Consider the following 26184-nt stretch of genomic DNA (forward strand, 5'->3'; position numbering starts at 1 on the left):
CTTTTATCTAAAATTTCTATTAAACAACATCATATCCTTGATCTTCAATTGCTTCTTTCATTGAATCTACAGTAACAGTTTCTTCATGATCTACAGTCACATTTGCCGCTTCTAAATCAACTGCAGCTGATTTAACGCCTTCAAGTTCACTTACAGCACCTTCAACTGCCTTTTTACAATGATCACACGTCATACCTTCTACTTTAAGAATTGTTTCCATCCTTCAACACTCCTTTTAATATATGATTTATTTTATTTTAACAGTTTTTAGTCTTAAGGCATTACTCACAACACTTACAGATGAAAGTGCCATTGCGGCACCTGCAATCCAAGGTGCCAGTAATCCCAAGGCTGCAACTGGTATTCCGAGTATATTATAACCAAATGCAAATCCTAAGTTTTGTTTAATATTTCGTATTGTTGCGTGACTGATCTTGATTGCTTCAGGTATCAACATTAATTCTCCCCCTAGGATTGTCACATCTGCTGCTTCAATTGCTACTTCTGTTCCTGTTCCAATGGCAATACCGATATCAGCAAGTGCAAGTGCAGGTGCATCATTCACACCATCACCGACCATCGCAACTTTTCTCCCATCAGCTTGTAGTGCCTTAATTTTGTTGGCTTTGTCTTCTGGCAATACTTCTGCAATGACTTCTGTAATTCCCACTGATTTCGCAATTGCATTCGCAGTCACTTTATTATCACCAGTGAGCATGACCACATTGATATTCATATCTTTTAGTTCTTGAATCGCTTGTTTCGCAGTTGGCTTTACTGTGTCTTGTACAGCAACAATACCGCGTAACTTGTTGTCAATTGCAATCAGCATTGCTGTTTTTCCTTCTATTTCAAATGCTTTCATTTGCTCCATCGCATCTTGAATATCGATTGCATTATCTATCATTAACTTGCGATTACCAATAAGTACTTGATGGTCTTCGATTACTGTTTCAATACCATGCCCTGGTATTGCATTAAATTGCGTAGTTTCTAATAATGTTAATTGTTTATCTTTTGCATACTTCACGATTGCTGTTGCCAATGGATGCTCAGAAGCTTGTTCACTACTTGCTAAATACAATAACGCTTCTTCATCTCCTGTGAAATCAGTCACTTCTGGTTCACCTTTTGTAATGGTACCTGTTTTATCTAAAACGATGGTATCAATTTCGTGTGTTCTTTCTAAATGTTCTCCACCTTTAAACAGGATACCTGCTTCAGCAGCACGTCCTGTACCTACCATAATTGAAGTCGGCGTCGCAAGTCCTAATGCACATGGACAAGCGATAACAAGTACAGCAATTGCTGCAACAAGTGCGGGTTCAAACTGCCCTGGCGTTACAAAGATCATCCAAATCGCAAAAGTAATGATTGCAATTCCAATGACTACTGGTACGAAATAACCTGCAATAATATCTGCCAAACGTTGGATTGGTGCCTTAGATCCTTGTGCCTGTTCTACAATCTTCACGATTGATTGTAAAGCAGTATCACGTCCTACTTTTGTTGCACGAATTGTGATACTTCCGTTATTGTTCATCGTTGCACCAAACACACTCGAACCAACTGTTTTCTCAACAGGAATGGATTCTCCTGTAAGCATCGATTCATCAATCGATGTATGCCCTTTGATGATTTCACCGTCTACCGGTACTTTCTCACCAGGCTTAATAATCAATGCATCTCCAAGAACAACATCTTCAACCGGAATCATCATCTCTTCGTTATTTCTAATGACTCTTGCTTCTTTCGCTTGAAGGTTAAGAAGTGATGATAATGCGTTGGTCGTTTGTGACTTCGCTCTCGCTTCTAAATACTTACCAAATAGGATCAGTGTAATTAACACGGCACTTGTCTCAAAATATAAATGCGGCATATAATCAGGGTTATTGATGGTTTTTATTCCTTCATACACGCTATAAAAGAATGCTGCACTTGTTCCTAGTGCCACAAGTACATCCATATTTGCGCCGCCACTTCGTAAATTTTTATATGCACCGTCATAGAACTGCCATCCAATTATAAATTGTACTGGAAAAGCAAAGGAGAGTTGAAACCATGGATTCATAAAAATATGTGGCAAATGAATCCCAAATAAGTGTGTTAGCATTGTTAATAGTAAAGGTAATGATAACAATGCTGAAATAATGAGTTTATACTTCTTCTTCTTTAATTCATTTGCTTTCATCGATACTTTATCTTCATCTGATGCTTTCACTTTCGCATCATAACCGAGCTTACGTATACGTTCGATAATGGCTTGCGTATCTAAATTCCCTGGGTAATAATCAATTGCAGCTTCTTCAGTGGTCAGATTAACTGTAGCTGATTTAATTTCAGGTTGTTTGTTTAACACTTTTTCGATTCGACTTGAACACGCCGCACACGTCATACCTATAACATCTAAATCCACATGCTCAGGGCGTACTTTATAGCCTAATTTATCAATTTTTTGTGAAATGTCATCTAAACTTACTTGATTTTGATCATAATGTATACTTGCTTTTTCTGTCGTCAGATTGACTTTGGCGTCAACACCCTCCATCTTATTGAGTACTTTCTCAATACGTGATGAGCATGCTGCACATGTCATACCCTCAACGGGTAATGTCACTTCTTTCATATTGTCACCTACTTCCCAAATTGACGAAGTACTTTCATTAACTCTTCAATAGATGCTTCACCTTCGCCTTTTTTAATTGCATCACTCACACAATGATTCATATGACGTTCTGTCACAGAGAATCCAACTTGCTTTAAAGCACTTTCAATTGCACTAATTTGTATTAATATATCTACACAATAACGATCTTCTTCTATCATTTTTTGAATACCACGTACTTGCCCTTCAATACGTTTTAAACGCTTCAACATCTTTTCTTTCTCTTCGTCTGTTCTCGGTGTCACAGCATGTTGATGTTCCATATCATTACCCTTTCTCATACCCCTTATAGGTATATTTTTAATTATATTTTATACCGCGCGGGGGTATTAGTCAAATATTTAATTATGTTTACTTGCCACTTTTTCTTTTATACTCTTACGTAATAAAAGAGCAATGTTTATTTTATTATCAAAAGGAAATATTAAACATAAAAATAAGTAAGGAGCAATAAAAATGTATATCAGAAAAGCAACACCTAATGATTCCTGCGCTGAATTAAATGCATTGGCTATAGATGATATGTCTCAAATAATATTCGGTTCTGATGATTATGATTTAATACTAGAAGGTTTTAGTTATTTATTTAATAAAACTAATAATCGATTTAGCTACCAATATACCGATATAGCAGTAAAAGATGGTAAGATTGCTGGAGCTATTACTGCACTTCCATTAAAAGAATTAAATCGAACAGCTTTATGTACAATTTTACAAATTATCAAATGGAAGAAATTAGATATTATTCCTCATATCTTTAAATATATGTTTAAAATCTTACCGCTTACATTAATGAAAGAAGGGAACAACAATGAGTATCACATTAGTATGATTGCCGTAAAAGATGACTTTCAAGGCACAGGTGTAGCTTCATCTTTATTGAATTACGCTGAGAGAAAGGCTATAAAAAAACATTATAAAAACATTTCACTTACGGTAAAAATAAATAATGAGCAGGCAAAAAATATTTATCAACAAAAAGGATATAAAATAGTTGGTAAAATAAAATCACCTGTGCAACTTTATCGTATGAGAAAAAGTTTAAATTAATAAAGCAGAACTTCAATTAATCATTGAAGTTCTGCTTTATTTTATACTTAATAATAAATTATTTATCAGACACTTTTGTATAAGTAATGTTCTTACCTTTATTAGCTGGTACATTGAATTTACTTAAATCATTTACTTTGATTGCAACTGATCCTTGAGGTCGTAATTGTGCAGGCACACGATCTGCATATAATGTTTTTAAGTTTTGGAATTCTGATTCATGACCTAAACTGTATTTACCAGAAGTATCTTTTTTCACTAATGCAACACGGAAGTCCGTCATAAATTGCCCAACAGATTTAGTCGGATCTACATATTTATGAATCGCATTTTGTAATGCTTCATATGGCGTTCCTTGATAATCTAAGATTGCTTTATAAACTTCATCGTGATTACTAGCTTGCTCATTTAAGTATTGACCGAATAAATATGATAAAGAGTAATTAGATAATGTGTCTCCATTTCTCGCCCATATCGTTAAAGAGTGACCATTTTGAATATAGCTTGAATTATTGTAGTAATCTATTCTGTCCTCAATAGATCCAGAGTAAATGTGTTCTGCTGCCATTGAGAAAGCTTCATTCAAATAAGTTTCCATCATACGATCTTTTTGTAAATATTGAGAATTAAAGTTCACCATATGTTGAAATTCGTGAGCTAGTGTAGAATATATTCTTTCTACATTTCTAGGTGTATTTTCTTCTAATCCTGGCTCATAACCCATTGAAGGATAAGTATCCATGTAGAAGATTTCACCTTTGTTTGATCCAGGTTCATTTAAAAGATCCGTACCATCAAAATATCCTCCAATATATCCGTATGAAGAAACGCCAAACCCATCTTTAATATCAAATAATAAAATATTAACTTTACTATTACCATCTAAATCTGATTCATTACCGAAATTTTTGTTGATTAACGGTGCGATGTTCTGATCGAATTCACGACCCACTTTAGTAGCATCTGCTCGAGAAACTTTAGTATCAGCAACCCAGACATACGCTTTAGAACCTTTGTACTCTAATGATGCTGAAGTTTTTTCTTGAACTTCTCTACCACCACTCATATTGATTGTAGTAAATGATTTTCTATCACCTAACTCAAAAGTCGTCAAATTACGTAATGGGCTTTGGCTCTTAGTAATTTTAGAAGCATTTTGGGCCGAATCTGATAATTCGAATGGACGATCTATCATATAAGGTTTTTTAGGCGTTAATAAATTCATATCACGTTCTACAATTGTTTTTAATTGGTTGAAGCCCGTTGGCTGTGCATCAGTATAGTTTTCAGAAACTAATTCATTGTTTACGATAACTGTTCCTGAACCAGATTGGGGTGTTTCAGCTGTTGGACGTTCTGTTGTTGGCTCTTCTGCAGTTGGTCTTTCAGTCGTTGGTTCTTCTGTTGTGGGTTCTTCTGTTGTGGGTTCTTCTGGCGTATTCTCACCTAATTCAGGTAACGCCACTTTAACGTGTTGAGTTGAAGCAGAGAAATCATCAGCTTTGTTAGAAGCACTTAAATCAATATAAGCAAATCCATCGTTTTTTGCTAAATCAGATACACTTATCTCATAAACTAATGATGCTGAATTTTGGTATTTCACATTATCAGAAAATGATTTTAATGCTTTTAACGATCCATCATTTACTAATACTTTAGCATTGAAGCTTCCTTCTTTGATAATTGAACGAGATGAATAATCAAATGTAATCTCTACTTTATCCCCTACAACTTTTGCCCCTTCATAAACGACATTGTGACGCTCATATAAACTATCACGAATTACTAACGAACTACCTTCTCTTAGACTTTGATAATCTGATACAACGCTTTTTTCTATAGTCGTTGCTTCAGCAAATTGAGCTGGGATAACTGTAGAAGTTAAGATTGACGTCACTATTAAAGCACTACCTAAACTTTTAGAAAATTTTTTCATCGTCCACTTCTCCTTGAAATATAATTTTTAATTTCATCACCTTATTACACATTCATTATATTTATCGCATCCTATTTTGTAAACACTTTTTTAACATTTTAACATACAATGAATTTTAATACTATAAAGTTGTGTAAGATTTATTATTCCTTAATTAATATAGGGTTGCGGTATACCGTAATCTTTTCCCAAAGACAAATAAACACTGTAATTACAACAACTCCTTACCACGTGTTATATTACATTGAATTGTGACAAATATCTCGAAGTTTAATTTTCGCTTTACATTTTGTTAACTTTTTCATTATGTTTTCATTTAACCTAAATTAACCTAAAAAAATAAAAAAAGACTCTTGCTACATTTAGCAAGAATCCTTTACTTCACTACAAGTACTGGTAAATTTACTTCTTTAACCACTTTATGACTCACACTACCCATGACCATTTCTTGAATAGCATTCAGTCCACGATTTCCTATTACGAGCATATCAAAGGTACCTGTGTTTGCAATATTAATAATTATTTCTTTTGGATTGCCATGCTCTATACGTAAATCAAATCTTTTATTTTTATCTTCAAATAATTGAATTACCTCTTTTAATAGTAACTTTCTTCGCTCAACACTGCTCATTTCACTATGTAATATTGCATCTTTAGAGTCTTCATGAGAAATGACACTTAATAATGTATAATACTTACTATTTAATTTTATAGCTTCTTCTGCTGCCCTGAAACTATTTTCTGATCCATCTACTGCAATCACGATTGAATGATACATATTTACCCCTCTTTCGGTTGATTGATATATTCTTTCCTACTAAAAATAAAGTTCAAGATACTACCTACTATTACGCCTATAGCTAAATTGTGTGTTACCAAAACGAGGATAATTGTAACAAGTACAACCATAATATCGGTAATTTTCGCATTGCGTAAGAACCTAAAGCTCCCCCAGTCGAAAGTACTAAAGGACACCACAACCATAATACCCGCAAGAATTGACATTGGAATTTGTACGACATAATCACCTAATACGATAATTAAGAACATTAAGAATGTACCTGCTACAAGTGACATCAATCGTGTTGTTCCGCCTGACTTTAATCCCATAACAGACTGGCCAATCATCGCACAGCCTCCGATACCCCCGAAAAATCCAGTAATGATATTGGCTATACCTTGTCCTCGTGATTCTACATTTTTATTACTATCTGCTTCTAAAGCATCATCTACAATCTTTGCAGTGAGTAAACTCTCTACTAACCCAACAACAGCCATTGATAAACTATAAGGAAGGATAATCATTAAAGTTTCTACATTTAATGGTACATTCGGAATAAAGAAATGTGGTAACGTCCGTTTGATTTCTCCTAGATCACCGACAGTTCTAACATCGGCATTTGTCATTATCGAGATGATCGTTAATAATAACACTGCAATGAGTGGCGCTGGTATCTTCGTAAAGTACCTCGGAACGATATAAACAATCGCAATTGTAACAATTGCAAATACATAAGTAACACCTGTCAGTCCGAATATATGTTGTAACTGAGAGCTAAATATTAAGATTGCTAGTGAATCAACAAATCCCATCATCACTGTATTTGGAATATATTTAAGCAATTTACCGACTTTGAGCATGCCAAATACTACCTGAATGATACCCATTAATATTGTTGCTGCAAGTAAATAATCCACCCCGTGGGTTTTAACAAGCGGGAATACTAATAATGCAATCGCACCAGCTGCTGCTGATATCATCGCAGATCGGCCACCTGTAAAAGCAATCGTCACCGCAATAATAAATGATGCATATAATCCGACCATAGGGTCTACCCCAGCAATGACACTAAATGCGATAACTTCAGGAATTAAAGCGAGAGATACAACAATACCCGCTAATATATTTTGAAATGGTTTATCTAGCCATTCTCGTTGTAAATATTGATTCATAAAGACCTCCGAATTTATTCTAACCAAAATATAACCATACAATATCCATTGTAAAAGAACAATAAAAAATGACTATATGTTTAATATAGTCATTGAAAATTATATAGTTTTTTTTCATCAATTACTTTAATCAGTTTATTATCTCTTTCAATAATATTTTTATCTTCTAATAATTTAAATTTTCTAGACACTGTTTCGGGACTTGTCCCTAAAAAAGCGGCAAGTTCCTTCATTTTCATGGGTATTTCGATGTAAGATGAAGCTGATGTTTTATGAAGATATGACAAGTATAATGCTAGTCGTTCTTCTATCTTTTCCATCGTTAAGAATTGTGTTTGTTTTTCAACTTCTTCCATCTTCATAGCATTAATTGTAAGTAATTTCAGTGATATGTTAGGGTACTGTAGAAGTAAATTTTGAAAATCACTCTGTTTTAATACACAGATTTCTGTATCAGTGATTGCTTCACCATATAGGCTTTCATTGTTAACACCTAACACAAAATTTTCTCCTTCAAAATCTCCCACTTCTGCAATGCGCAGCAATTGTTCTTTACCATTCGATGATAATCGATAGACTTTCACTACACCTTGTGCAACTAATGATAATTGTGGTTCAGTTTCTGGTGAAAAGATGGTATTTCCTTTTTTAAAGTGGTGATGTGTGACTAAATTATTGATCATTTTCTGTTCTTCATACGACAAATGGTTAAATAGCGGCACTCTTTCTACACAAAAATGATGATGACACTTCATCTTTTCACCTCCATTACTGTTATATTTAAAATAACATATTATTATTTCTCTTTCGAACTAATTACTTCATAACCCATGTTTTGAATTGCTGAATTGATTGACTCGATTTCTGTTATGTGTTCATCGAAATCTACTTTTACTTTACTTGCATTAAACATTACCTTTACAGAGTCTTTGTTTACTCCTGACACACTTTTAACTGCACCTTCTATCTTTTGAATACATGATGGACAAGACAATGTTTCTAGTTGAATTGTTGCTTTCATATCCGTTCACTCCTTTATATGATTTAGTTCAATTATATCGCCTTTTGCTTATTATTAACTTGATAGCTATCAAGTTTGGTATTATTTCGATAGCGCATTAATCGCATACCATTTAATATAACAACGATAATGCTCACCTCGTGAACCAACATTCCAATTGTCATATTCATCCATTCAGCGAATATTAAACTTAACAATAATACTAATACAACTCCGAGTGCGATAATGATATTCTGCTTCATATTATTGGATATCTTTTTAGTTAACCCATGAGCATAGGATAATTGCTCCATTGCAGAATGCATAAGTACGACATCTGAAGTTTCAATTGCTACATCTGTTCCGCCGCCCATCGCAATACCAATATTTGCAGTTGCTAGTGACGGACTGTCATTAATACCATCTCCTACAAATGCAACTCTTTCTCCTTTATCTTGTAACATCTTTATATATTCAGCTTTATCTTCAGGTAACATCCCACCCAATGCAATATCAATCGGTAGTTGCTCAGCTACACGATTCACTGTTCCTTGATTATCTCCTGATAAAATGATTAATTTTTTTACTCCTTGATGTTTAAGTTGTAATAAATTTCGTTTTACATCGTGTCTTAATTGATCTTGAATACCAATTATTACTTCCAACTCCTTATTAATTGCCATAAGCACTATTGATTGACCGGATTCAATTAATTTATTTATTTTTTCACGATTATTATTATTGATTTCAACATCATAATTATGCATTAAACTTAAATTTCCTAGAATAATTTTCTTATCGCCACTATAAGCCACAATACCTTTTCCTTTAATTACATCAACCTTATCAAAACGAACTATTTTCTGACTTCCGATATCATTTAAAATTGCTTTTGCGAGTGGATGACTCGACTCATGTTCAATACTATAAAGGTAAGATAATATAGATTGTTTATTTTCACCAATAATTTTTTTATAGGCAACGGTAGGATTGCCTTCAGTTAAAGTTCCTGTTTTATCAAAAACAATTGTATCTACTTTACTAAAGTCGTTTATCATTTCACTGCCTTTCAGAAGTACACCATGTTTGGCTCCATTTCCAATACCGGTTACATTTGATACTGGTACACCAATGACTAATGCTCCTGGACAGCCTAATACCAGGATAGTAATTGCTAATGCCACATCTCTCGTCAAAATACCAACGATTACAGCTAGTAATAGTACAAATGGTGTATAATATTTTGAAAAACGGTCAATGAATTTTTCTGCTGCTGATTTTGAATCTTGTGCTTCTTCAACAAGTTCAATTATTTTACCGAATAATGTATCTTCTCCAACTGTCTCAGTTTGAATACGAATGATTCCATTCTCAACTATTGTTCCAGCGTATACTTTATCATTTAAGCTCTTCTGAACCCATTTTGATTCACCTGTAATACTTGCTTCATCCAATGCACCGCTTCCATAAACCACATGACCATCTACCGGCACTTTGTCTCCTGTTTTTACTAATAAAATATCATTAGTTGCGACATCATCAATATCGATAGTTTCAGTCTTGCCATGCTCTCGTAAGATTACTACTTTTTCAGGCACAAGTGTAACGAGCGACTGTATAGCTGATCTTGTCTTTTTTAACGTGCGTTTTTCCAAAAATGCACCCAGTAAAAATAGAAATGATACAATTGCTGCCTCCTCAAAGTTCCTAATTAGCAATGCACCTAATACAGCCACAGAGACCAAAACATCAATGCTAATCACCTTCACACGTAAAGAATGATATCCTTGTATCAAAATTGGTGATACAGCAAGAATCGATGCTAAACCTAGTAATATTTCAGAAATTAATTGAACTTTAAGCACAAATTCTGCTATCAATCCAACAACAATTAATATACCGCACAATACCATAATGTAATCTTTACTTTTCATAATGAAACGTTGCATTTTAATTACCTCCTGTTCTTACTTATAATGTAACAAGTTTCACAATATTAAACATTGATAGGTATCAAGAAAAGAGAGTGTGTCTATTGACACACCCTCTTTAAATAATATTTATCCCAGCACTTGCGCATACTGAGCTTGTTGCAGGTTATAGTATTTTCCCTTCAGATTAATGAGTTCATCATGACTGCCCATCTCTACTATTTGGCCATCTTCAATATAAAAGATGCGATCTACATCTCTTATCGTTGAAAGTCGATGTGCTATGGTTAATGTCGTTCTTCCTTCAGACAATTGTTTAAATGCTGATTGTATTCGATTCTCAGTTTCAACATCTAAAGCACTTGTCGCCTCGTCAAGAATGATAATTTCCGGATTCTTTAAGAACATGCGTGCAATGGACACACGTTGTTTCTGTCCTCCTGAAAGTTTCGTTCCACGTTCACCAACAATTGTATGTATCCCTTCTGGAAGTGTATCAATAAATGGTTTTAATTGCGCTTTAGTTATTGCATCCATAATCTCCTCATCTGTTGCTTCTAAATTACCATAGGCAATGTTGTCTCTTAACGTACCACTGAACAAGAACACATCTTGTTGAACAAGCCCAATTTTGCTGCGTAAAGATTCAAGTGTCATCTGTTTAAGGTCTACATTGTTAATTGCGATACGTCCATCAACCGGATCATAAAATCTCGGTAACATCGAACAAATTGTCGTTTTACCTCCACCACTTGGTCCAACTAAAGCAATCTTTTCACCACGATTTATTGTAAACGATAAATCGTCAAGTATTGTCTTATCACCATATTTGAATGTTACATTTTCGTATGAAATCACTTGAGGTGTGTCTTCAAACATAATTGCATTCGGTGCATCTTTAATATCTGTTGTTGTCTTCATTAATTCCTGAAAGTTATTAAACCCTGCAATCCCTTTTGGAAACAATTCAATAATTAAGTTAATCGATTGAAGCGGCTTAAATAATATATCTGTAATCATGATAAACGCTACAAATTCTCCATAACTCATCGAATTATTCAATACGAAATAACATCCAAGAATCAATACAATAATCAATGTAAATTTCTGTGCCAGATAACCAATCGAACTATTCCATGACATAAAGTTGTATGCTTTTAATTTCGTTGCACGGAAATCTTCGTTTGTCTGCAGGAAGCGCCTCTCTTCAAAGCGTTCGTTAGTAAATGCCTGTACAAGACGAATACCACCGATACTTTCACTGATAACATCATTAAATTGAGATACGTTACCAAATAATCTACGGAATTGTGTTGTCATCTTTTTGTTGAAATAAATTGTTAAGATAAATATTACCGGTACGATACAGAATGTAATAAGCGCAAGCTTCACATCAATCGTGAGCATTATAAGAAGTGCTCCGATTACTGTCATTACAGCGACAAACACTTCCTCTGGACCATGATGTGCGAGTTCTCCGATGTCCATCAAATCATTTGTGAGTCTACCGATAAGTTTCCCCGTCTTATTGTTATCGAAGAATCCGAAATTTAATCGCTGAAGATGACGATAAAGCTCATTACGAATATCACGTTCTATATTCGTTCCAAGTCTATGTCCCCAATACGTGACGATAAACTTAAGGACTGTAACAAAGGAAAACACAAGAAATAGTCCTATTGCACCAAGTACAATCATATCCCAATCCTTAGTCGGTAGCAGCTTATCGATGAATAGACTCGTAATCAATGGAAAGACAAGTTCTAAAACTCCAACAAACACTGCAGAACCGAAATCCAGCATAAACAGACCTTTATATGGCTTATAATATTGGAAAAATGATTTCATATTTTTCGCTCCCTATTTAAAAATCAATTAAACAACACATTATATATCATATACAAAAACCATTGCGTATTGCTACAAATCAAAGACATTTCATACATGTTATATCAAATGTTTATAAAATTAATTGTTACAAAAATACATATCACAACTATAAAATTATTATTTAATTTATAATAAAATAATATACATACTCTTATATGTAATTTCATAGCGAAATGAGGGAAACAAATGTTCTTAGCCTGGAAAGAAATAATGTATAACAAACTCAAGTTCTCACTGATTATCGGTGTACTTGTTTTAATTTCATATTTATTATTTTTAATATCCGGACTATCCAATGGTTTAATGGGTATGAACCGTGAAGCGATTGATAAATGGGATCCGGATGCGATTGTGGTTACAAAAGAATCAAACAGAAATTTAGCACAATCAGTCATGGAAAATGATGCGCTAGAGGGCAAGTTTGAGAAGATTGCACCGATCAAGAATCTTTCAGTCATCATCGCAAAAGGTGACAAAAAACAAAACACTTTATTATTTGGTATTGATAAAGAGACGTTTATTAATCCTAATATTACTGAAGGTAAAACATTCGAAGATGACTATGAAGTTGTAGCCAACGAAGGATTAAAGCAAAAAGGTTTTAAACTAGGTGATACGGTAGATATCGCAGGTAACGATGAAGACTTAAAAATCGTCGGTTTCACTGATAAAGCGAAATATAATGCAGCTAACGTACTTTATAGTAATAATAATACAGCAGATAAATTAACGATGAATCGCATAAAAGATAAAGCGAATGCATTTCTCATTAAAGATAAAGATTATAAGTCTCAAGATATTGATAATGACTTTGAAGCAATCAATAAAGAAACCTTTATTACAAAGTTACCAGGTTATACGGAGCAAAAGTTGACACTAGATGTCATGAGCTATTTCTTATTTACGATTGCAACGTTTATTATTGGGATATTCTTATATATCTTAACGATTCAAAAAGCACCGGTATTCGGATTATTGAAAGCGCAAGGGATCAGTAATGGCTTCCTAGCCCGCTCTTTAATCATTCAAACTTTGATTTTATCAATCATTGCTGTATTGATTGCATTAGGTCTGACTTTAATCACTGCAAACGTTATTCCAGATGTCGTTCCGATTAAATTCGTTTGGTCAACGATTGCGATTTATGCAGGTGTCATTATTCTTACAGCAGTTCTTGGTGGTCTATTCTCAATTCGTTCAATTCAAAAAGTCGATCCATTAAAAACGATAGGATAAGGTGAGTCTATGGTATTAACATTAAAAGCAGTAAATAAATCATTTGGTAAAGATCAAACATATGTAGAAGCATTAAAGCCTGTGGATTTTCATATCAATGCAGGTGAAATGGTGGCAGTTATAGGTCCGTCAGGTTCAGGTAAGAGTACCTTCTTAACCATAGCAGGATTACTACAACAACCGACTAAAGGACAAATCGTAATCGATAACGAAGATGTGAGCCAGTTGTCTGAGAAACAACGTGCCAAAATCAGACTTAAAAAAGTTGGTTTTATCTTACAATCGTCTAACTTAGTTCCGTTCCTAAAAGTAAAAGATCAATTTAAATTACTTGATAAAGTAAATAATAATCACATTTCAAAAGCAGATTTCGAAACACAAGTGGACACGTTAGGTTTATCAGAAGTACTGAATCAGTTCCCATCTGAATTATCTGGCGGACAACGTCAGCGTGTCGCGATTCTTAAAGCAATGTATACGAATCCTTCACTTATCTTAGCAGATGAACCCACAGCAAGTTTAGATGGGAAACGTGCAGTTGAAGTCATTCGGATGATTCGTACAATCGTAAAAGAGAGCAATAAAGCCGCCATTGTCGTAACACATGATACAAGATTACTTGAGTATTTCGATAAAGTGTATCATATGGAAGATGGCGTGTTAGTTGAGCAATAAAAGGTGATTATATGGCAGAGCATCTTATAGAAGGCATTAACGTCGATGAACAAGGGAGATGTGCACATTATCATTCAGCTGTTGATGTTGCTTGTTATCAATTCCCAAATAGTAATATATACTACCCTTGTCATCAATGTTATGAAGCAATTCATCAATCAGCACCACAAGCAAAGTATTCAATCCACTCTGATGTAAAAGCGGTACTATGTGGTGTCTGTCAAACAGAGATAGCCATTAATGCATACGTCCAAAGCAATCAATGTCCAAACTGTACTCATCCATTCAATCCTGGATGTAAAAATCACTTTCATCTTTATTTCGAAATAGAGTATTAATAGATTAAACAATCTTCAAAATTTATAGATACTACTTTATAAATGAAAATACCTCACGTATACTAAAAACAAATACATCTTAAGGAGTGCTATGAATGGAATTAATCTATAAAGGTAAAACGAAAGACGTATATCAAGAAAAAGAAGGCGAAGTTGTATTATTCTTCAAAGACGATATGACAGGAAAAGATGGGAAGTTCGATCCAGGTGAAAACCAGGTTGGATTAACTGTTGAAGGTTCAGGACAAGCTGGATTAAAAATGACAAGTTATTTCTTTGAAAAAATTAATGCTGCTGGCATTCCAACACACTATATCGATTCAGACCTAGAAGCACGTCATATGCGCGTAAAGCAAGTCACTGTTTTCGGTAAAGGCTTAGAAGTCATTTGTCGTTATCGTGCAGTTGGTAGCTTCATTCGTCGTTACGGGGATTACATCGAAGAAGGTGCACCACTTAATGCATACGTAGAAATGACATTAAAAGACGATGCAAGAAAAGATCCATTAATTAACAAAGCTGGATTAGAAGCATTAAACATCTTAAAACCAGGTGAATACGATGAGATTGCTGATTTAACGGTTAAAATCTCAGATATCGTTAAAGAAGAACTTGCTAAAAAAGAATTAGAATTATATGACATCAAATTAGAGTTCGGTCGTGATGAAGCAACTGGAGAAGTATTATTAATTGATGAAATCTCTGGTGGTAACATGCGTGTATTTGATAAAGATGGTAAGTATATTGAACCATTAGCATTTGGTAAATACTTATTTGAATAATATTTAGAAAAGCAGCATATCGCGTGATATGCTGCTTTTCTAATTTACTAAATATAATCTTCTGCCTGTTCACCATGTTTCTTGCCGTATGATTCCATCAACTTGAGAATTGGTAATATCTCTTGCCCCATCTCCGTTAAAGAATATTCAACACGCGGTGGGACTTCCGGATAAACTTTACGATGAATTAGCCCATCACTTTCTAATTCTTTCAATTGCTTCGTAAGAGACCCTTGAGAAATACCTGACAAGAAGCGTTTGATTTCACTAAATCGTTTTGTATCATCTTTAATAAACCAAAGAATAAAATACTTCCAACGGCCAGATAATAAATTTTGGGTAAATCCAATGCCATATAAATCTCGTTTTTCAACAATCATAGTATCGTCAAATCCGTATTTACAAATTTTAACCACGCTAAACCCCGTCCTCATCCATAAGTACATAAAAAAGTACTTACTCATTTTTTATTGCCGTCTTCTCAAACTTAATTATCAGTATATAATTTATACTACAATAACTCAAACAATGAAGGAGCTTTAAAATGACAATTAATAAAAGAGATGGCAAGATGAAACTGGCATTACAAATGGTATCAGGATACGGTGGTGAATTCAAAACTTGGCGTATGCCTGGAGCAGTTGCAGATGCATATACGAACATGGACTTTTATGTAGAGAATGCCAAAATGGCTGAGAAAGGTAAAATTCACACGTTATTTATTGCAGATACACCTGCGTTACCGAATGATTTATCAACTAACTCACCGATGCATCCAATGGATCCAACAATTGCTTTGACAGCTGTTGCACGTGAAACAAAACATATCGGTATCGTATCGACATACTCAACTACATTCACTGAACCATACAACTTAGCACGTATATTAAAAACATTAGACGTCGTGAGTAACGGACGTATGGGATGGAATGCTGTAACTACATCTAATCACGAGGCTGCTGCGAATTTTGGACAACAGTTACCTGATCGTGATTCACGTTACGAGATGGCACATGAACATGTAGAAGCCGTGCAAACATTATGGGGTACATTTGGAGAAGACGCTTATATTCACAATAAAGAGACTGGTGAATATGTGGACATGTCTCAAGTGAAAATTGCAAACTATAGAGGAAAGTATTATCAAACACGTGGACCATTACCAATACCTGCTTCACCCCAAGGGCAACCTCCAATCTTCCAAGCGGGTGGCGGTGAGAAAGGATTAGAACTTGCTGGCCGATTTGCCTCAGGTGTATATGCCAATCCGTTTACGAAAGAAGATGCGAAGTTACACCGAATGATGTTACGCAAAAGCGCAGAAGCACATGGCCGTAAAGCAGATGATATTAAAATGTTTGCTGGCTTTATGTTCTCGATTGGCGAAACAGTTGAAGAAGCTTTAGAACGTCGATATATGATGCAAGAATTTGCACCAAGAGAAACAGCACACCATGTTGAATATTTAGGTCATATGGTTGGATTATCAATCAGTATGAATACCATAGATATCACTAAACCATTACCACAAGCCTTAATCAATCAAATGTATCCATCACCAATGGACCCTCGTTCTGGAAGAGCATTTGAATTATTAAAATCAGGTATGTCTGTAAAAGATGTATTAGCGAACGGTGTTATCAACTATCACCCCGTTGTCGTAGGAACAGCTGAAATGGTTGCGGACTTCTTAGAAGAATGGTACTTAGCAGATGCAACAGATGGATTCTCAATTGTACCCGACTCATCACACGATGGAGTAAAAGACTTTGTAGAACAAGTTGTGCCAATCTTACAAGAACGTGGGTTGTTCCATACAGAATACGAAGGCGAAACATTACGTGAGAACTTAGGCGTATCTTATGAATATGGGTTAAATCACTAAGGAGGAAATAATAATGAAATCACGAATCCCTGAAATATTAAATATTGAAAAACCAATCGTACAAGGACCTATGTCATGGTTAACGAATGGGGAATTTGTCGCTGCAGTGAGTGAGGCTGGAGGACTGGGAATTCTCGGACCAAATGCAGGTCAGACAGAAGCAACCAGTTCCCCAATTGAAACAGCATAACGCATGCGTACTGAAATTAAAAAAGTAAAAGCATTAACAAGCAAACCTTTTGCAACAACTCTAATTGTAAGTTTTGATATGACTTTTACTGGACCTATTATAGATGTAGTTATCGAAGAAAAAGTACCTGTCGTATTAATCAACGGCGTTTTAGATGAAGATTTATTCAAAAAGCTTAAAGATCATCACATTAAAATCATATTCAGACCAATGACACCAACCATGGCTGACGCTCAAGCAGCTGAAAAGATGGGAGCTGATATATATGTCGCTACAGGTTTTGATGAAGGCGGAACAGTCCCTGACAGAGTTATTGGTACATTTTCTATCGTGCCTATGATTGCTGATGCTGTTCAAATTCCAGTAATGGCTGCAGGAGGTATTGGTGATGTCCGTGGTGTTCGTGCAGCTTTCGCATTGGGTGCAGAAGGAGTTTTCGTTGGAAGTGTGTTAATACCTACAAAAGAAAATCCAGCAGCTGAGAATGTAAAACAGTATATTGTTGACTCATCTGCTGAAGATTTATTGTTATTTAGAACCACACCTTCATATTATCGTTCATTACCAGGTAAATTAGCATATGAACTAAAATCGATGCATGATGATATGAGAACAAGTGATGAAATTGCTAAACACATGCAAGGTGGTAGAAATATGAAAATCGGTATGTTAGATGGTGATACTGAAACTGGGTTTGTATCAGTTGGTACAGGGATTACACCAATAAAATCTATACGTACAGTTAAAGAAGTCATAGATGATTTAATGCAAGATTTTTATAAAGAAAAGAGGAATTAATATGAAAATTGGAATACTCGGCGCAGGCCCAATGGGTACAACGATTTCTAAACATTTATACAATGCAGGTCATGAAGTTAAAATAGCCGATGTGAGATCAATCGATAAATTAGAAGGCAAAGACTTTAAAGGATCAGCAGTAACTTTTGATGAAGTGATACAAGATGTAGGTATTTTAATCATTTCCTTACCTTTCAATGTCGTACCTAGTATAAAAGACAAATTATCGCATCTCAATGAAAATACAATTATTATTGATTCTACAAATTACTATCCATTTAGAGATGGCAATATCAAAGTTATCGATCAAGGAAAAGTTGAAAGTGTGTGGGTATCCGAACAAATTGGAAAACCAGTAATTAAAGCATTCAATAACTTGCTTGCAATGACTCTACAAAATATTACATCTACCGAAGGTAAAAAAATTGCCATGGCGATTTCAGGAGATAATCAAAAACATAAAGATACTGTAACAAAAATAATTAATACCATTGGTATTGATGTTATAGATAATGGTAAATTAAATAACTCATGGAGACACCAACCAGGTGCACCTGCTTATTGTACTGAGCTTAATATTGAGCAGTTACAACGTGCATTACAGATTGCTGAAAAAACAAATATTCCTTTAAATCGTGATGAAGTAATCAATCATTTTAAACCTGAAATGCAACATGAAGATATCGTTGCAATGAATAGAAAAGTATATGGTGCTGAAGCGCTTTAAAAAAGACCTCATTATGAGGTCTTTTTTGTGAATATATCGAGGAAAAAGTGATATTTTTCATTTATCAACACTTCCTCGACCGCTTTTTATCATTGCTTCACAAATTCAATATATTGTTTTGTACCTTCTACTAACTCCGCTTCAGTGGCATGGTTCACTGTACCGTATTGTGCATAGTATCCAACATACTCAGCTCCTACATAGTGAAATGTTGCTGCAAACGGTGTAAGCAATTCATCCATTGTAAATCGATTGAATCCTTGAACTGTATAATCGGATACTGGACTTCCGACCGTAATCCCTAAAGCGAATTTTTTACCATGAAGTTTATTCCCCTCAGGACCATAAGCAAAGTTAAACAAGAATACCTCATCTAAATATTGCTTTAATAATGGCGGACTGCTATACCAATAAAACGGGAATTGGAATACGATTTTATCATATTTTAATAAATCTGCTTGTTCCGCTTCGATGTCAATCTTTGAATCAGGGTACATTGCGTAAAGATCACACACATCAATATTTTCTTGTTCTAGCGCATCTTTCCACATACGATTGACGCGTGACTGATACATTTCTGGATGAACAATAATGACTAATGTTTTCATTAAATCTGCTCCTATTCTATTTCCTTAATCACTTTCGCTGGAGTTCCTGCCACAATGGTATTCGGTGGTACATCTTTCGTTACTGTTGAATCTGCTGCGACAATTGAATTCTCTCCTACTGTTACACCTGGTAATACGGTTACGTTTGCACCTAACCATGCATTTTTCTTAATTACCACTTTATTGACAATAAGTCCTCGTCGCTTCGCTGGATCCACGATATGGTTCACTGAAATGATTCTTGCTGATGGTCCAATCAATACGTTATCCTCTATTTCAATGCCACCTAAATCTACAAACGTTACATTCTTATTGATAAAGATATCTTTTCCAAATGTAATATGTCGACCGTAATCCGTATAGAATGGCAATGATACAACCACACTTTCATCAATCATTTGGCTCGTCATTTCACCAAGGATTTTTAATACTTCATCATTCGTTTTATAACCATCATTGATTTCAAACGATAATTTTTCATTGTTTCCTTTGTTGTCATGAATCTCATCGTAAATAGGATCATCTTTTAATATTTCAATATTTTGAATACGTTCTAATAAAGTCATATACTCCACTCCTTTTCTTCAGTTTACTATATAATCCTTAACTTAATAAAAGAAAAGACAAAAAATACGAGATGGTTCTCCATCTCGTACCCTAAATTATTTCTTAATTTTATTTTTAATTTGCCTATATTAATTGTTATTATTATCTTCTTCTCTTCGTGAATGCCCTCGTTCCATGTACTTTAGCTAAATCAAATAACGGACTCCACGCATTTGTATGTACTACAGGAGTTTGATCATTACCTAATTTTCTAATTTGTTGTTCATAATAAGCAATCCCAATAAAACCTCCCAACATTTTATCAATCGCTTTGACTTTAGTTGTTAGTCTAGGAATACTCATATCTTGATATGTTCCGTTTTGTAATTGGTTCGGTAATTCAGGATTTAATACAAGTGGTCTCGCGATACCAATCATCGCAACGTTTGTATTGGTAATTGCATCAATCATACCATTTTGTTTACGGAAGCCACCAATGACTGAAATCGGTACATCCACAATTTCACTCATTTGTTTCGCGTAATCCAAGAAATAGACTTCTCCGTCACCCATCATTTGTGGTTTCTCATAATCTCCACCAGAGATTTCGATATGGTTAATACCAAGTTCAGCCATTTTCTTAATGACAGCAATTGAGTCTTCTAACGAAAATCCATTATTATTAAAATCAGTTGAGTTAATCTTTAAGCTGATTGGAAATTCTTCACCTAATGCTTCTCTCATCCCTAAATAAATTTCAACTAAAAACTGCATACGTTTTTCTAACATACCACCATACGCATCATAACGTCTATTATCTCTTGATGATAAAAATTGACTCACTAAGTAACCATGTGCCCCATGAATTTGAACACCTGTAAATCCAGCTTTTTTTGCGACAACTGCTGCTGTGACAAAACGATCGATTGTCTCTTTTATTTCATTAATTGTCATTTCTCTTGGTGTATTAAACGCACCACCCGCATCGCCACTAATTGGAATCGCACTTGGTGCTATCGGCTGTTTCGAAACAGTTTTCGGGCTTTGTTTACCAGGGTGATTTATTTGCATCCAAATATGACTGCCATTTCTTTTTCCGGCTTCTGTCCAACGCGTCAAAACATCTAAGTCTCTTTCGTCTTCAATAACGACATTCCCTGGCTCCCCTAAATAACGTCTGTCTATCATAACGTTACCTGTTAAAGACATCCAATGCCACCATCTGCCCAGTATTTATACGCATTTACTAATGCTTCTGTTGGGCGATGTGTTTTATCGCCCATCCCTTCACTCATTGCACCTTTATATAATCTGTTTTTAATTGTTACACCATTACTTAAAACGAGCGGTTCAAATAATTTTTCTACTGACATTAATTATGCTCCTAACAAATTATTATATTTTTTATTTCTATATCTTTTTTTATCATTTCAATTTTATCTATGTATTCACATTAATAATCACTTTACCAAAAGGGCGTCCGTTGAATGTATAATCCAATGCCGCTTCTGTTTCATCTAACGTAAACTCTTTTTCATCTATTTGTGGCTTCACTTGTTTTTCGGCTAATATTTTTCCAACTTGATCGAGTTGTGTGCCGTTCGCATCTACAAACATAAAATGATACGTTACGTTTTGTTTTTTTGCTTTTTTATCATACTTCGAACCTACTATTCCAAATAAGATTTGTTTTACTTTTGATAAACCTTTTGATTTCGCAAATGCTTTATTCGGTGCTGTCTTTAAACTTAATAACTGGCCACCTGGTTTAATGATTGAAAGTTCATGGTCAAATTCATTTGAACCTAACGTATCGATAACGTAGTCTACATCCTTTAATACATCCCAATAATCCTCTGTTTTATAATCAATAAACTGATCTGCACCTAAAGACATAATATGTTCTTTTGCTTTTGGGTTACCTGATACGATTACTTTTAAACCTTTCGCTTTTGCAAGAGGTACAGCAATTTGACCGAATCCACCAGATCCACCAGGAATAAATAATGTTTTACCCGATTCAACATTTAAGATATCATTTAGTGCTTGATACGCTGTAAGTCCTGTTAAAGGGATCGCAACCGCTTCTTTAAAGTTCAAATAATCCGGAATAATAGACACTGCATCATCATTCACAGCAACATATTCTGCAAAAGCACCAATATGATTTACAGGCAATCTACTATATACACGTTGACCTTGTTTAACACTTGTAACATTACTTCCAGCTGCTTCTACAACACCTGCCAGTTCATTCCCTAGTGTAAGTGGAAATTCATATCCTTGAATTAACTTCACTTCACCTGTCATGATTAACTTTTCTAAAGGATTCACAGCTGCAGTTACAACTTTAATTAACACTTCATCTGCACTTATTGTTGGCACTGGAATATCGTTCACTTCAACTTTAATTTCTTTACTGTATTGCTTGATTTGTATGGCTTTCATTATAATTCTCCCTCATTTGTTTAATAACATCTTCTAAAGTTCGTGCTTTTAATGATTGAAACAATTGCTGTTCTGCATCTGAAAATATTGGATTCAGTACTTGTTCAATATTTTGACCGACGGGACATTCTGAATTTACATCTGTATGAACATTTAATAACTTAACTTCTGTTGGATGTACTGCTTGATAAATTTCTAATAAGTTAATATCTTTACTTGATTTAATAAGGGACATCCCACTCTTACCTTGCGTACTCTCTATTAAGTTCGATTTCTTAAGTAATGCAGTTATCTTTCTAATATAGCTCGGATTTGTATTGACGCTATTCGCTAATGTATCTGAGTTCTGAACTTCAGTTGATTCTGAAATCATTACCATTATATGCAGTGCGACTGAAAATTTAATATCCATGGAATCATCTCACTTTATATTTGTTGTTGTATCTAATACAGATACAAATATAACAAATATTTAATAAAATTCATAATAAAAAGACCACATATCTGAAAAATTCAAATCGTGATCTTGTACTAAGTATTATTTTTCAATATATCGCTCAATCCATTCTGCAATGACATCTTCTTCTAATTTATCTGTCGCAATCTTTACGGTGAATTCAACCGCTTCCATTTGATCTACATATAATCTTTTACCATTCTTTCTTAAAAATACATTGAGTGCCATAAATGCTGTTCGTTTATTTCCATTAAAAAAAATATGCTTTAGGACAATGTTTCTATATAAGTTAGCAGCTTTTAATTCTAATGTAGGATAAAGCTCCATTCCGAATACATTTTGTTTAGGAGATTCTACTGTCATATGTAATGCTGTTGGTTCTTTAACACCTATTTGTTCTGCAGGAGAATATTTTTTAATCAAGAAAGTATTTAATATAATAATATCTTTTTCAGTTAAATATTCCATCATCGATCCACCAACTTTTCAAATGTCATATTATACTCTTCAGAGATTTCATTTGCTAAATTAAGAATATCCATATCTGAAAAATCTTTTTTCACTAACTCTACTCTATCCTCATTTACATCAAACATTAAAGCATCCCCTGTTGTCACATTAAAGTGATTTAACACTTCTTTCGGTACTGTAATAACAACTGAATTCCCAGTCTTCCAAAGTTTTTGTTCCTTAATAAAGCTGTGTCCATCGTTTTTCGGTTCGTATTCAAATTTTGACATGCTAATCACCTCATCATTTTTATTAATATATCTATTTGTTTACATTATACACCACCATTATATATATGTATATATGTATGCACATAATTACAACATTGAAAAATTCAACAAAAAAAAACGACACTCGGAGTTGTCGTTTTGCTTTATACATATTCGCCTAAATTATAAATCATTTAGCTGACTTAAACGATAATCTAACACATCAAAATCTATGATACGTGCTTGTCTGTGAAATTCTCTACCATGCGCGTTTAATATAATCACCGGTGCAGTAAATAGAGACAACTGACCCGCCGCTTCTGGTATTTCATTGACTAATATCTTCGCACTTGGTATATCATAATTTTCTAGCAATCGTTCAACTTTTGGAAGGTCTGCATGACATACACTGCATCCTTCACTCATCACATATATTACGAATTTCTCTTGGTTCATTCTTTCTGTTAACGTGTCATAATCTTTAATATGTTCCATTTCTACACCTCCAAAGTGATATCATCATACTACGTATTATAATTTAAATCTCGAAGAACGCTCATTCAGTAATTCAAATGCTACTGGATGTGGCGTTGATTTCATATCAATGCCGTCATCAGCATACCTCGGAATGATATGGATATGCGTATGAAAGACAACTTGATTTGCTGCCGCTTCATTATTACTCACAATATTAATGCCTTCTGCACCTGTAACAATTTTTAAGTGCTTCGTCTGAAATAATGTCACAAAAGATACAATCATTCATAACGCTTTGCCTTCAATGACAGCGCATCTTTTAATACTTGTGCGATATCTCCTTGTATACCAATCGATTGTTTATCAATTTCCGGTGGAACGATGGCATGATTTGGATTAATTGTAATATATGTCGAATTAGGATTCTGATAAGTTAAATTCATAAATGGTTCTTTAATAAACATTGGTGTCATCATCCCTACACCTAACTCCAAGAATACAGTATTCTTTCCTTGTGCTTTATTTGCATATTGTTGATACATTGCGTATTGTTGTTGATAAAATGAACCTTCTAAAAATGTTCTACCTCGAATCCAACCTTCCATTTCAGCACCACATTTTGGGCAGTTCGGAATTAATTCTTCCGGTAATATAACACCATCTATTTTTTCGTATAATCCTTCAAGTATTTCACTACTATCGTATACTTTATCATGGCAACGTTCACTACATTGCATGTAATCCCATGATCCTTGTATTATAGCTACATTTTTCTCAGGAAAAGCCTTCACAAATTGAGTATCTTGATTCGTCGTAACAATCTCAAAGTTTTTACCTTGTAATAGCGCTTTTAAATCGAGATAGGGTTGCATTATTTCAGCATTCCTCACCCATTCGAATAAAGATACTAAATACCCCCAATGTGCACCTCTATTTTTCCACATTGGATTATAAAATAAATTCCATAAACTACCTGCTTTATATTTATCTTCAAAGTGGGAAAAATCCTTTCGGTAATACTCATCATTCTCATACCAATTCGGTCCTCCGCCAGCCATAGACATACCTGCTGCGCCCCCGATTAAAATATAATCTGCTTGTTCAATTTTATCTACAAATTCAGATATTTGTTGCTCATTATAACTATTTGTTATCTTTGTCATTTTAATAACTCCTTAAATGTTTTATTGATTGGTCCAGTTAAAGCAATTGATTTGTCTTCTATTACGACGGGTATATATATTTCTTGTTGTAAATTTAAAGTAATGTATTGAAAGTTACGTTCCGTTGAAACAAGGTTCATTAGTGGTGCTTTTATCATTTGATTACGCATGCCAATTCCAAGTTCTAATACAACAACCTTTTTATGATGGTACTTTGATAAAAATGAATGAAATTTTTCTTTTTGCTCTTCGATATGACGCATATCGCCTGATAAGCCAGTATAAAAGTTTCCCTCAATTTCAAATAAACGTGTTACATCGAATCCATTCATTTGAAAATGCGTATCACCATTAGAAGTTACAACAAAATAATCTTTTTCACCGATAATTGCTTTTAAATCTGTAAACACTTCACTACCATCATAATCTTTAATCATATATTGAATCACAGTTTCATAAAATGCGCGTGTTTCTGATTCATTAGGATATGGATAAAATAATCCTTGCACGATATTACGAACACCGTATGTTGTTCTGAAGTGATTAAAATATGTTTTAAAATCCTCATTATCTGCGAATATATGATAGCCTTCTGAAATGGATAAACCATTACTTGCACTAATTAATATTGCGTCTGCATCTTGAAGCCACGCTTTCGCTAATGCATGATTATTTGTATTCATTGACTTTATATCTCCTATCATGTTAAT

General features: G+C 34.3%; 31 protein-coding genes and 1 pseudogene. 9 read left to right on the top strand and 23 right to left on the bottom strand.

Annotated elements, in window-relative coordinates:
- Window positions 1-19 precede the first annotated feature (19 nt).
- From copZ to ACMGE9_RS04870, 3 genes are read right to left on the bottom strand one after another with little or no spacing between them, the layout of a single operon-like run.
- On the bottom strand, window positions 20-220 hold the full coding sequence (gene copZ, locus ACMGE9_RS04860) for a copper chaperone CopZ (RefSeq protein ID WP_414044128.1): 201 nt from the start codon (window positions 218-220) through the stop codon (window positions 20-22).
- 27 nt (window positions 221-247) lie between these two features.
- The gene (locus ACMGE9_RS04865; RefSeq protein ID WP_414044129.1) at window positions 248-2626 is read right to left on the bottom strand and encodes a heavy metal translocating P-type ATPase; all 2379 of its coding nucleotides are present in this window, start codon (window positions 2624-2626) and stop codon (window positions 248-250) included.
- 8 nt (window positions 2627-2634) lie between these two features.
- A complete protein-coding gene (locus ACMGE9_RS04870; protein ID WP_414044130.1) occupies window positions 2635-2928 on the bottom strand; it encodes a metal-sensing transcriptional repressor in 294 nt (97 codons plus the stop codon).
- A 193-nt stretch (window positions 2929-3121) separates the two neighbouring features.
- Between ACMGE9_RS04870 and ACMGE9_RS04875 the strand changes: the two genes are divergently transcribed.
- On the top strand, window positions 3122-3715 hold the full coding sequence (locus ACMGE9_RS04875; protein ID WP_414044131.1) for a GNAT family N-acetyltransferase: 594 nt from the start codon (window positions 3122-3124) through the stop codon (window positions 3713-3715).
- A gap of 58 nt (window positions 3716-3773) precedes the next feature.
- Here ACMGE9_RS04875 and ACMGE9_RS04880 read toward each other — a convergent pair whose 3' ends face one another.
- From ACMGE9_RS04880 to ACMGE9_RS04910, 7 genes and pseudogenes are all read right to left on the bottom strand, one after another.
- Window positions 3774-5651, bottom strand: coding sequence for a hypothetical protein (locus ACMGE9_RS04880; RefSeq protein WP_414044132.1), 1878 nt, complete (start codon window positions 5649-5651; stop codon window positions 3774-3776).
- A 376-nt stretch (window positions 5652-6027) separates the two neighbouring features.
- Window positions 6028-6429, bottom strand: coding sequence for a universal stress protein (locus ACMGE9_RS04885; protein ID WP_414044133.1), 402 nt, complete (start codon window positions 6427-6429; stop codon window positions 6028-6030).
- Window positions 6430-6470: 41 nt separating this feature from the next.
- A pseudogene (locus ACMGE9_RS04890) lies at window positions 6471-7604 on the bottom strand (SulP family inorganic anion transporter); the annotation flags it as partial.
- A gap of 89 nt (window positions 7605-7693) precedes the next feature.
- Window positions 7694-8359 carry a Crp/Fnr family transcriptional regulator gene (locus ACMGE9_RS04895; RefSeq protein WP_414044134.1) on the bottom strand — a complete coding sequence of 222 codons (666 nt, stop codon included), beginning with the start codon at window positions 8357-8359 and terminating at the stop codon, window positions 7694-7696.
- A 41-nt stretch (window positions 8360-8400) separates the two neighbouring features.
- Window positions 8401-8625 carry a heavy-metal-associated domain-containing protein gene (locus tag ACMGE9_RS04900; RefSeq protein WP_414044135.1) on the bottom strand — a complete coding sequence of 75 codons (225 nt, stop codon included), beginning with the start codon at window positions 8623-8625 and terminating at the stop codon, window positions 8401-8403.
- Window positions 8626-8657: 32 nt separating this feature from the next.
- Entirely contained in the window at window positions 8658-10553 is a 1896-nt protein-coding gene (locus ACMGE9_RS04905; protein WP_414044136.1) for a heavy metal translocating P-type ATPase, read from the bottom strand.
- A 111-nt stretch (window positions 10554-10664) separates the two neighbouring features.
- Window positions 10665-12383 carry an ABC transporter ATP-binding protein gene (locus tag ACMGE9_RS04910; RefSeq protein ID WP_414044137.1) on the bottom strand — a complete coding sequence of 573 codons (1719 nt, stop codon included), beginning with the start codon at window positions 12381-12383 and terminating at the stop codon, window positions 10665-10667.
- 228 nt (window positions 12384-12611) lie between these two features.
- Between ACMGE9_RS04910 and ACMGE9_RS04915 the strand changes: the two genes are divergently transcribed.
- The 4 genes from ACMGE9_RS04915 to ACMGE9_RS04930 all read left to right on the top strand — a co-directional run bounded on the left by ACMGE9_RS04915 (window position 12612) and on the right by ACMGE9_RS04930 (window position 15456).
- Window positions 12612-13661, top strand: a complete 1050-nt coding sequence (locus ACMGE9_RS04915) for an ABC transporter permease (protein ID WP_414044138.1) — start codon at window positions 12612-12614, stop codon at window positions 13659-13661.
- Window positions 13662-13670: 9 nt separating this feature from the next.
- Complete coding sequence (locus ACMGE9_RS04920) at window positions 13671-14336, top strand: ABC transporter ATP-binding protein (protein ID WP_414044139.1); 666 nt, start codon at window positions 13671-13673, stop codon at window positions 14334-14336.
- A gap of 11 nt (window positions 14337-14347) precedes the next feature.
- Window positions 14348-14674 carry a CHY zinc finger protein gene (locus ACMGE9_RS04925; RefSeq protein WP_414044140.1) on the top strand — a complete coding sequence of 109 codons (327 nt, stop codon included), beginning with the start codon at window positions 14348-14350 and terminating at the stop codon, window positions 14672-14674.
- A gap of 95 nt (window positions 14675-14769) precedes the next feature.
- Window positions 14770-15456, top strand: a complete 687-nt coding sequence (locus ACMGE9_RS04930) for a phosphoribosylaminoimidazolesuccinocarboxamide synthase (RefSeq protein WP_414044141.1) — start codon at window positions 14770-14772, stop codon at window positions 15454-15456.
- A gap of 47 nt (window positions 15457-15503) precedes the next feature.
- On the opposite strand, the gene ACMGE9_RS04935 is transcribed toward ACMGE9_RS04930, so the two are convergent.
- Window positions 15504-15872, bottom strand: a complete 369-nt coding sequence (locus ACMGE9_RS04935) for a winged helix-turn-helix transcriptional regulator (protein ID WP_414044142.1) — start codon at window positions 15870-15872, stop codon at window positions 15504-15506.
- Between the two features lie 128 nt (window positions 15873-16000).
- Between ACMGE9_RS04935 and ACMGE9_RS04940 the strand changes: the two genes are divergently transcribed.
- The 4 genes from ACMGE9_RS04940 to ACMGE9_RS04955 are packed head-to-tail and all read left to right on the top strand — an operon-like array spanning window position 16001 to window position 19056.
- Entirely contained in the window at window positions 16001-17341 is a 1341-nt protein-coding gene (locus ACMGE9_RS04940) for an NtaA/DmoA family FMN-dependent monooxygenase (protein ID WP_414044143.1), read from the top strand.
- 13 nt (window positions 17342-17354) lie between these two features.
- Window positions 17355-17531 (top strand): nitronate monooxygenase, encoded by a 177-nt coding sequence (locus ACMGE9_RS04945; RefSeq protein ID WP_414044144.1) that lies wholly within the window; start codon window positions 17355-17357, stop codon window positions 17529-17531.
- Window positions 17532-17534: 3 nt separating this feature from the next.
- A complete protein-coding gene (locus ACMGE9_RS04950) occupies window positions 17535-18329 on the top strand; it encodes an NAD(P)H-dependent flavin oxidoreductase (RefSeq protein ID WP_414044145.1) in 795 nt (264 codons plus the stop codon).
- 1 nt (window position 18330) lies between these two features.
- Window positions 18331-19056, top strand: a complete 726-nt coding sequence (locus tag ACMGE9_RS04955; protein WP_414044146.1) for an NADPH-dependent F420 reductase — start codon at window positions 18331-18333, stop codon at window positions 19054-19056.
- Window positions 19057-19145: 89 nt separating this feature from the next.
- Here ACMGE9_RS04955 and ACMGE9_RS04960 read toward each other — a convergent pair whose 3' ends face one another.
- The 12 genes from ACMGE9_RS04960 to ACMGE9_RS05015 form a co-directional block, all read right to left on the bottom strand.
- Window positions 19146-19664, bottom strand: coding sequence for an NAD(P)H-dependent oxidoreductase (locus ACMGE9_RS04960; RefSeq protein ID WP_414044147.1), 519 nt, complete (start codon window positions 19662-19664; stop codon window positions 19146-19148).
- 11 nt (window positions 19665-19675) lie between these two features.
- Complete coding sequence (locus ACMGE9_RS04965) at window positions 19676-20230, bottom strand: DapH/DapD/GlmU-related protein (protein ID WP_414044148.1); 555 nt, start codon at window positions 20228-20230, stop codon at window positions 19676-19678.
- A 142-nt stretch (window positions 20231-20372) separates the two neighbouring features.
- Window positions 20373-21419, bottom strand: a complete 1047-nt coding sequence (locus tag ACMGE9_RS04970; protein WP_414044149.1) for an NADH oxidase — start codon at window positions 21417-21419, stop codon at window positions 20373-20375.
- On the bottom strand, window positions 21410-21583 hold the full coding sequence (locus ACMGE9_RS04975) for a hypothetical protein (RefSeq protein WP_414044150.1): 174 nt from the start codon (window positions 21581-21583) through the stop codon (window positions 21410-21412). The genes ACMGE9_RS04970 and ACMGE9_RS04975 overlap by 10 nt, the downstream gene beginning before the upstream one ends.
- A 67-nt stretch (window positions 21584-21650) precedes the next feature.
- Window positions 21651-22658: an NADP-dependent oxidoreductase gene (locus ACMGE9_RS04980; protein ID WP_414044151.1), complete on the bottom strand. Its 1008-nt coding sequence runs from the start codon at window positions 22656-22658 to the stop codon at window positions 21651-21653.
- Window positions 22627-23070 carry an Rrf2 family transcriptional regulator gene (locus ACMGE9_RS04985; protein ID WP_414044152.1) on the bottom strand — a complete coding sequence of 148 codons (444 nt, stop codon included), beginning with the start codon at window positions 23068-23070 and terminating at the stop codon, window positions 22627-22629. The genes ACMGE9_RS04980 and ACMGE9_RS04985 overlap by 32 nt, the downstream gene beginning before the upstream one ends.
- 126 nt (window positions 23071-23196) lie before the next feature.
- Entirely contained in the window at window positions 23197-23586 is a 390-nt protein-coding gene (locus ACMGE9_RS04990) for a type II toxin-antitoxin system death-on-curing family toxin (protein WP_414044153.1), read from the bottom strand.
- Window positions 23583-23855 (bottom strand): AbrB/MazE/SpoVT family DNA-binding domain-containing protein, encoded by a 273-nt coding sequence (locus ACMGE9_RS04995; protein ID WP_414044154.1) that lies wholly within the window; start codon window positions 23853-23855, stop codon window positions 23583-23585. Before ACMGE9_RS04995 ends, ACMGE9_RS04990 begins: the two co-directional genes overlap by 4 nt.
- A gap of 162 nt (window positions 23856-24017) precedes the next feature.
- The gene (locus ACMGE9_RS05000) at window positions 24018-24329 is read right to left on the bottom strand and encodes a thioredoxin family protein (protein WP_414044155.1); all 312 of its coding nucleotides are present in this window, start codon (window positions 24327-24329) and stop codon (window positions 24018-24020) included.
- Window positions 24330-24365: 36 nt separating this feature from the next.
- The gene (locus ACMGE9_RS05005; protein ID WP_414044156.1) at window positions 24366-24596 is read right to left on the bottom strand and encodes an HIT family protein; all 231 of its coding nucleotides are present in this window, start codon (window positions 24594-24596) and stop codon (window positions 24366-24368) included.
- A complete protein-coding gene (locus tag ACMGE9_RS05010) occupies window positions 24593-25474 on the bottom strand; it encodes an NAD-dependent protein deacetylase (RefSeq protein WP_414044157.1) in 882 nt (293 codons plus the stop codon). The genes ACMGE9_RS05005 and ACMGE9_RS05010 overlap by 4 nt, the downstream gene beginning before the upstream one ends.
- Window positions 25471-26157 (bottom strand): hypothetical protein, encoded by a 687-nt coding sequence (locus tag ACMGE9_RS05015; protein ID WP_414044158.1) that lies wholly within the window; start codon window positions 26155-26157, stop codon window positions 25471-25473. The genes ACMGE9_RS05010 and ACMGE9_RS05015 overlap by 4 nt, the downstream gene beginning before the upstream one ends.
- Window positions 26158-26184: the final 27 nt, after the last annotated feature.

The sequence above is a fragment of the Macrococcus animalis genome, from assembly GCF_047425875.1.
Classification (GTDB): domain Bacteria; phylum Bacillota; class Bacilli; order Staphylococcales; family Staphylococcaceae; genus Macrococcoides; species Macrococcoides animalis.

Coding starts and splice junctions, on each gene's coding strand:
- copZ (WP_414044128.1), bottom strand. CDS start 220: ATGGAAACAATTCTTAAAGTAGAAGGTATGACGTGTGATCATTGTAAA.
- ACMGE9_RS04865 (WP_414044129.1), bottom strand. CDS start 2,626: ATGAAAGAAGTGACATTACCCGTTGAGGGTATGACATGTGCAGCATGC.
- ACMGE9_RS04870 (WP_414044130.1), bottom strand. CDS start 2,928: ATGGAACATCAACATGCTGTGACACCGAGAACAGACGAAGAGAAAGAA.
- ACMGE9_RS04875 (WP_414044131.1), top strand. CDS start 3,122: ATGTATATCAGAAAAGCAACACCTAATGATTCCTGCGCTGAATTAAAT.
- ACMGE9_RS04880 (WP_414044132.1), bottom strand. CDS start 5,651: ATGAAAAAATTTTCTAAAAGTTTAGGTAGTGCTTTAATAGTGACGTCA.
- ACMGE9_RS04885 (WP_414044133.1), bottom strand. CDS start 6,429: ATGTATCATTCAATCGTGATTGCAGTAGATGGATCAGAAAATAGTTTC.
- ACMGE9_RS04895 (WP_414044134.1), bottom strand. CDS start 8,359: ATGAAGTGTCATCATCATTTTTGTGTAGAAAGAGTGCCGCTATTTAAC.
- ACMGE9_RS04900 (WP_414044135.1), bottom strand. CDS start 8,625: ATGAAAGCAACAATTCAACTAGAAACATTGTCTTGTCCATCATGTATT.
- ACMGE9_RS04905 (WP_414044136.1), bottom strand. CDS start 10,553: ATGCAACGTTTCATTATGAAAAGTAAAGATTACATTATGGTATTGTGC.
- ACMGE9_RS04910 (WP_414044137.1), bottom strand. CDS start 12,383: ATGAAATCATTTTTCCAATATTATAAGCCATATAAAGGTCTGTTTATG.
- ACMGE9_RS04915 (WP_414044138.1), top strand. CDS start 12,612: ATGTTCTTAGCCTGGAAAGAAATAATGTATAACAAACTCAAGTTCTCA.
- ACMGE9_RS04920 (WP_414044139.1), top strand. CDS start 13,671: ATGGTATTAACATTAAAAGCAGTAAATAAATCATTTGGTAAAGATCAA.
- ACMGE9_RS04925 (WP_414044140.1), top strand. CDS start 14,348: ATGGCAGAGCATCTTATAGAAGGCATTAACGTCGATGAACAAGGGAGA.
- ACMGE9_RS04930 (WP_414044141.1), top strand. CDS start 14,770: ATGGAATTAATCTATAAAGGTAAAACGAAAGACGTATATCAAGAAAAA.
- ACMGE9_RS04940 (WP_414044143.1), top strand. CDS start 16,001: ATGACAATTAATAAAAGAGATGGCAAGATGAAACTGGCATTACAAATG.
- ACMGE9_RS04945 (WP_414044144.1), top strand. CDS start 17,355: ATGAAATCACGAATCCCTGAAATATTAAATATTGAAAAACCAATCGTA.
- ACMGE9_RS04950 (WP_414044145.1), top strand. CDS start 17,535: ATGCGTACTGAAATTAAAAAAGTAAAAGCATTAACAAGCAAACCTTTT.
- ACMGE9_RS04955 (WP_414044146.1), top strand. CDS start 18,331: ATGAAAATTGGAATACTCGGCGCAGGCCCAATGGGTACAACGATTTCT.
- ACMGE9_RS04960 (WP_414044147.1), bottom strand. CDS start 19,664: ATGAAAACATTAGTCATTATTGTTCATCCAGAAATGTATCAGTCACGC.
- ACMGE9_RS04965 (WP_414044148.1), bottom strand. CDS start 20,230: ATGACTTTATTAGAACGTATTCAAAATATTGAAATATTAAAAGATGAT.
- ACMGE9_RS04970 (WP_414044149.1), bottom strand. CDS start 21,419: ATGTCTTTAACAGGTAACGTTATGATAGACAGACGTTATTTAGGGGAG.
- ACMGE9_RS04975 (WP_414044150.1), bottom strand. CDS start 21,583: ATGTCAGTAGAAAAATTATTTGAACCGCTCGTTTTAAGTAATGGTGTA.
- ACMGE9_RS04980 (WP_414044151.1), bottom strand. CDS start 22,658: ATGAAAGCCATACAAATCAAGCAATACAGTAAAGAAATTAAAGTTGAA.
- ACMGE9_RS04985 (WP_414044152.1), bottom strand. CDS start 23,070: ATGGATATTAAATTTTCAGTCGCACTGCATATAATGGTAATGATTTCA.
- ACMGE9_RS04990 (WP_414044153.1), bottom strand. CDS start 23,586: ATGATGGAATATTTAACTGAAAAAGATATTATTATATTAAATACTTTC.
- ACMGE9_RS04995 (WP_414044154.1), bottom strand. CDS start 23,855: ATGTCAAAATTTGAATACGAACCGAAAAACGATGGACACAGCTTTATT.
- ACMGE9_RS05000 (WP_414044155.1), bottom strand. CDS start 24,329: ATGGAACATATTAAAGATTATGACACGTTAACAGAAAGAATGAACCAA.
- ACMGE9_RS05005 (WP_414044156.1), bottom strand. CDS start 24,596: ATGATTGTATCTTTTGTGACATTATTTCAGACGAAGCACTTAAAAATT.
- ACMGE9_RS05010 (WP_414044157.1), bottom strand. CDS start 25,474: ATGACAAAGATAACAAATAGTTATAATGAGCAACAAATATCTGAATTT.
- ACMGE9_RS05015 (WP_414044158.1), bottom strand. CDS start 26,157: ATGAATACAAATAATCATGCATTAGCGAAAGCGTGGCTTCAAGATGCA.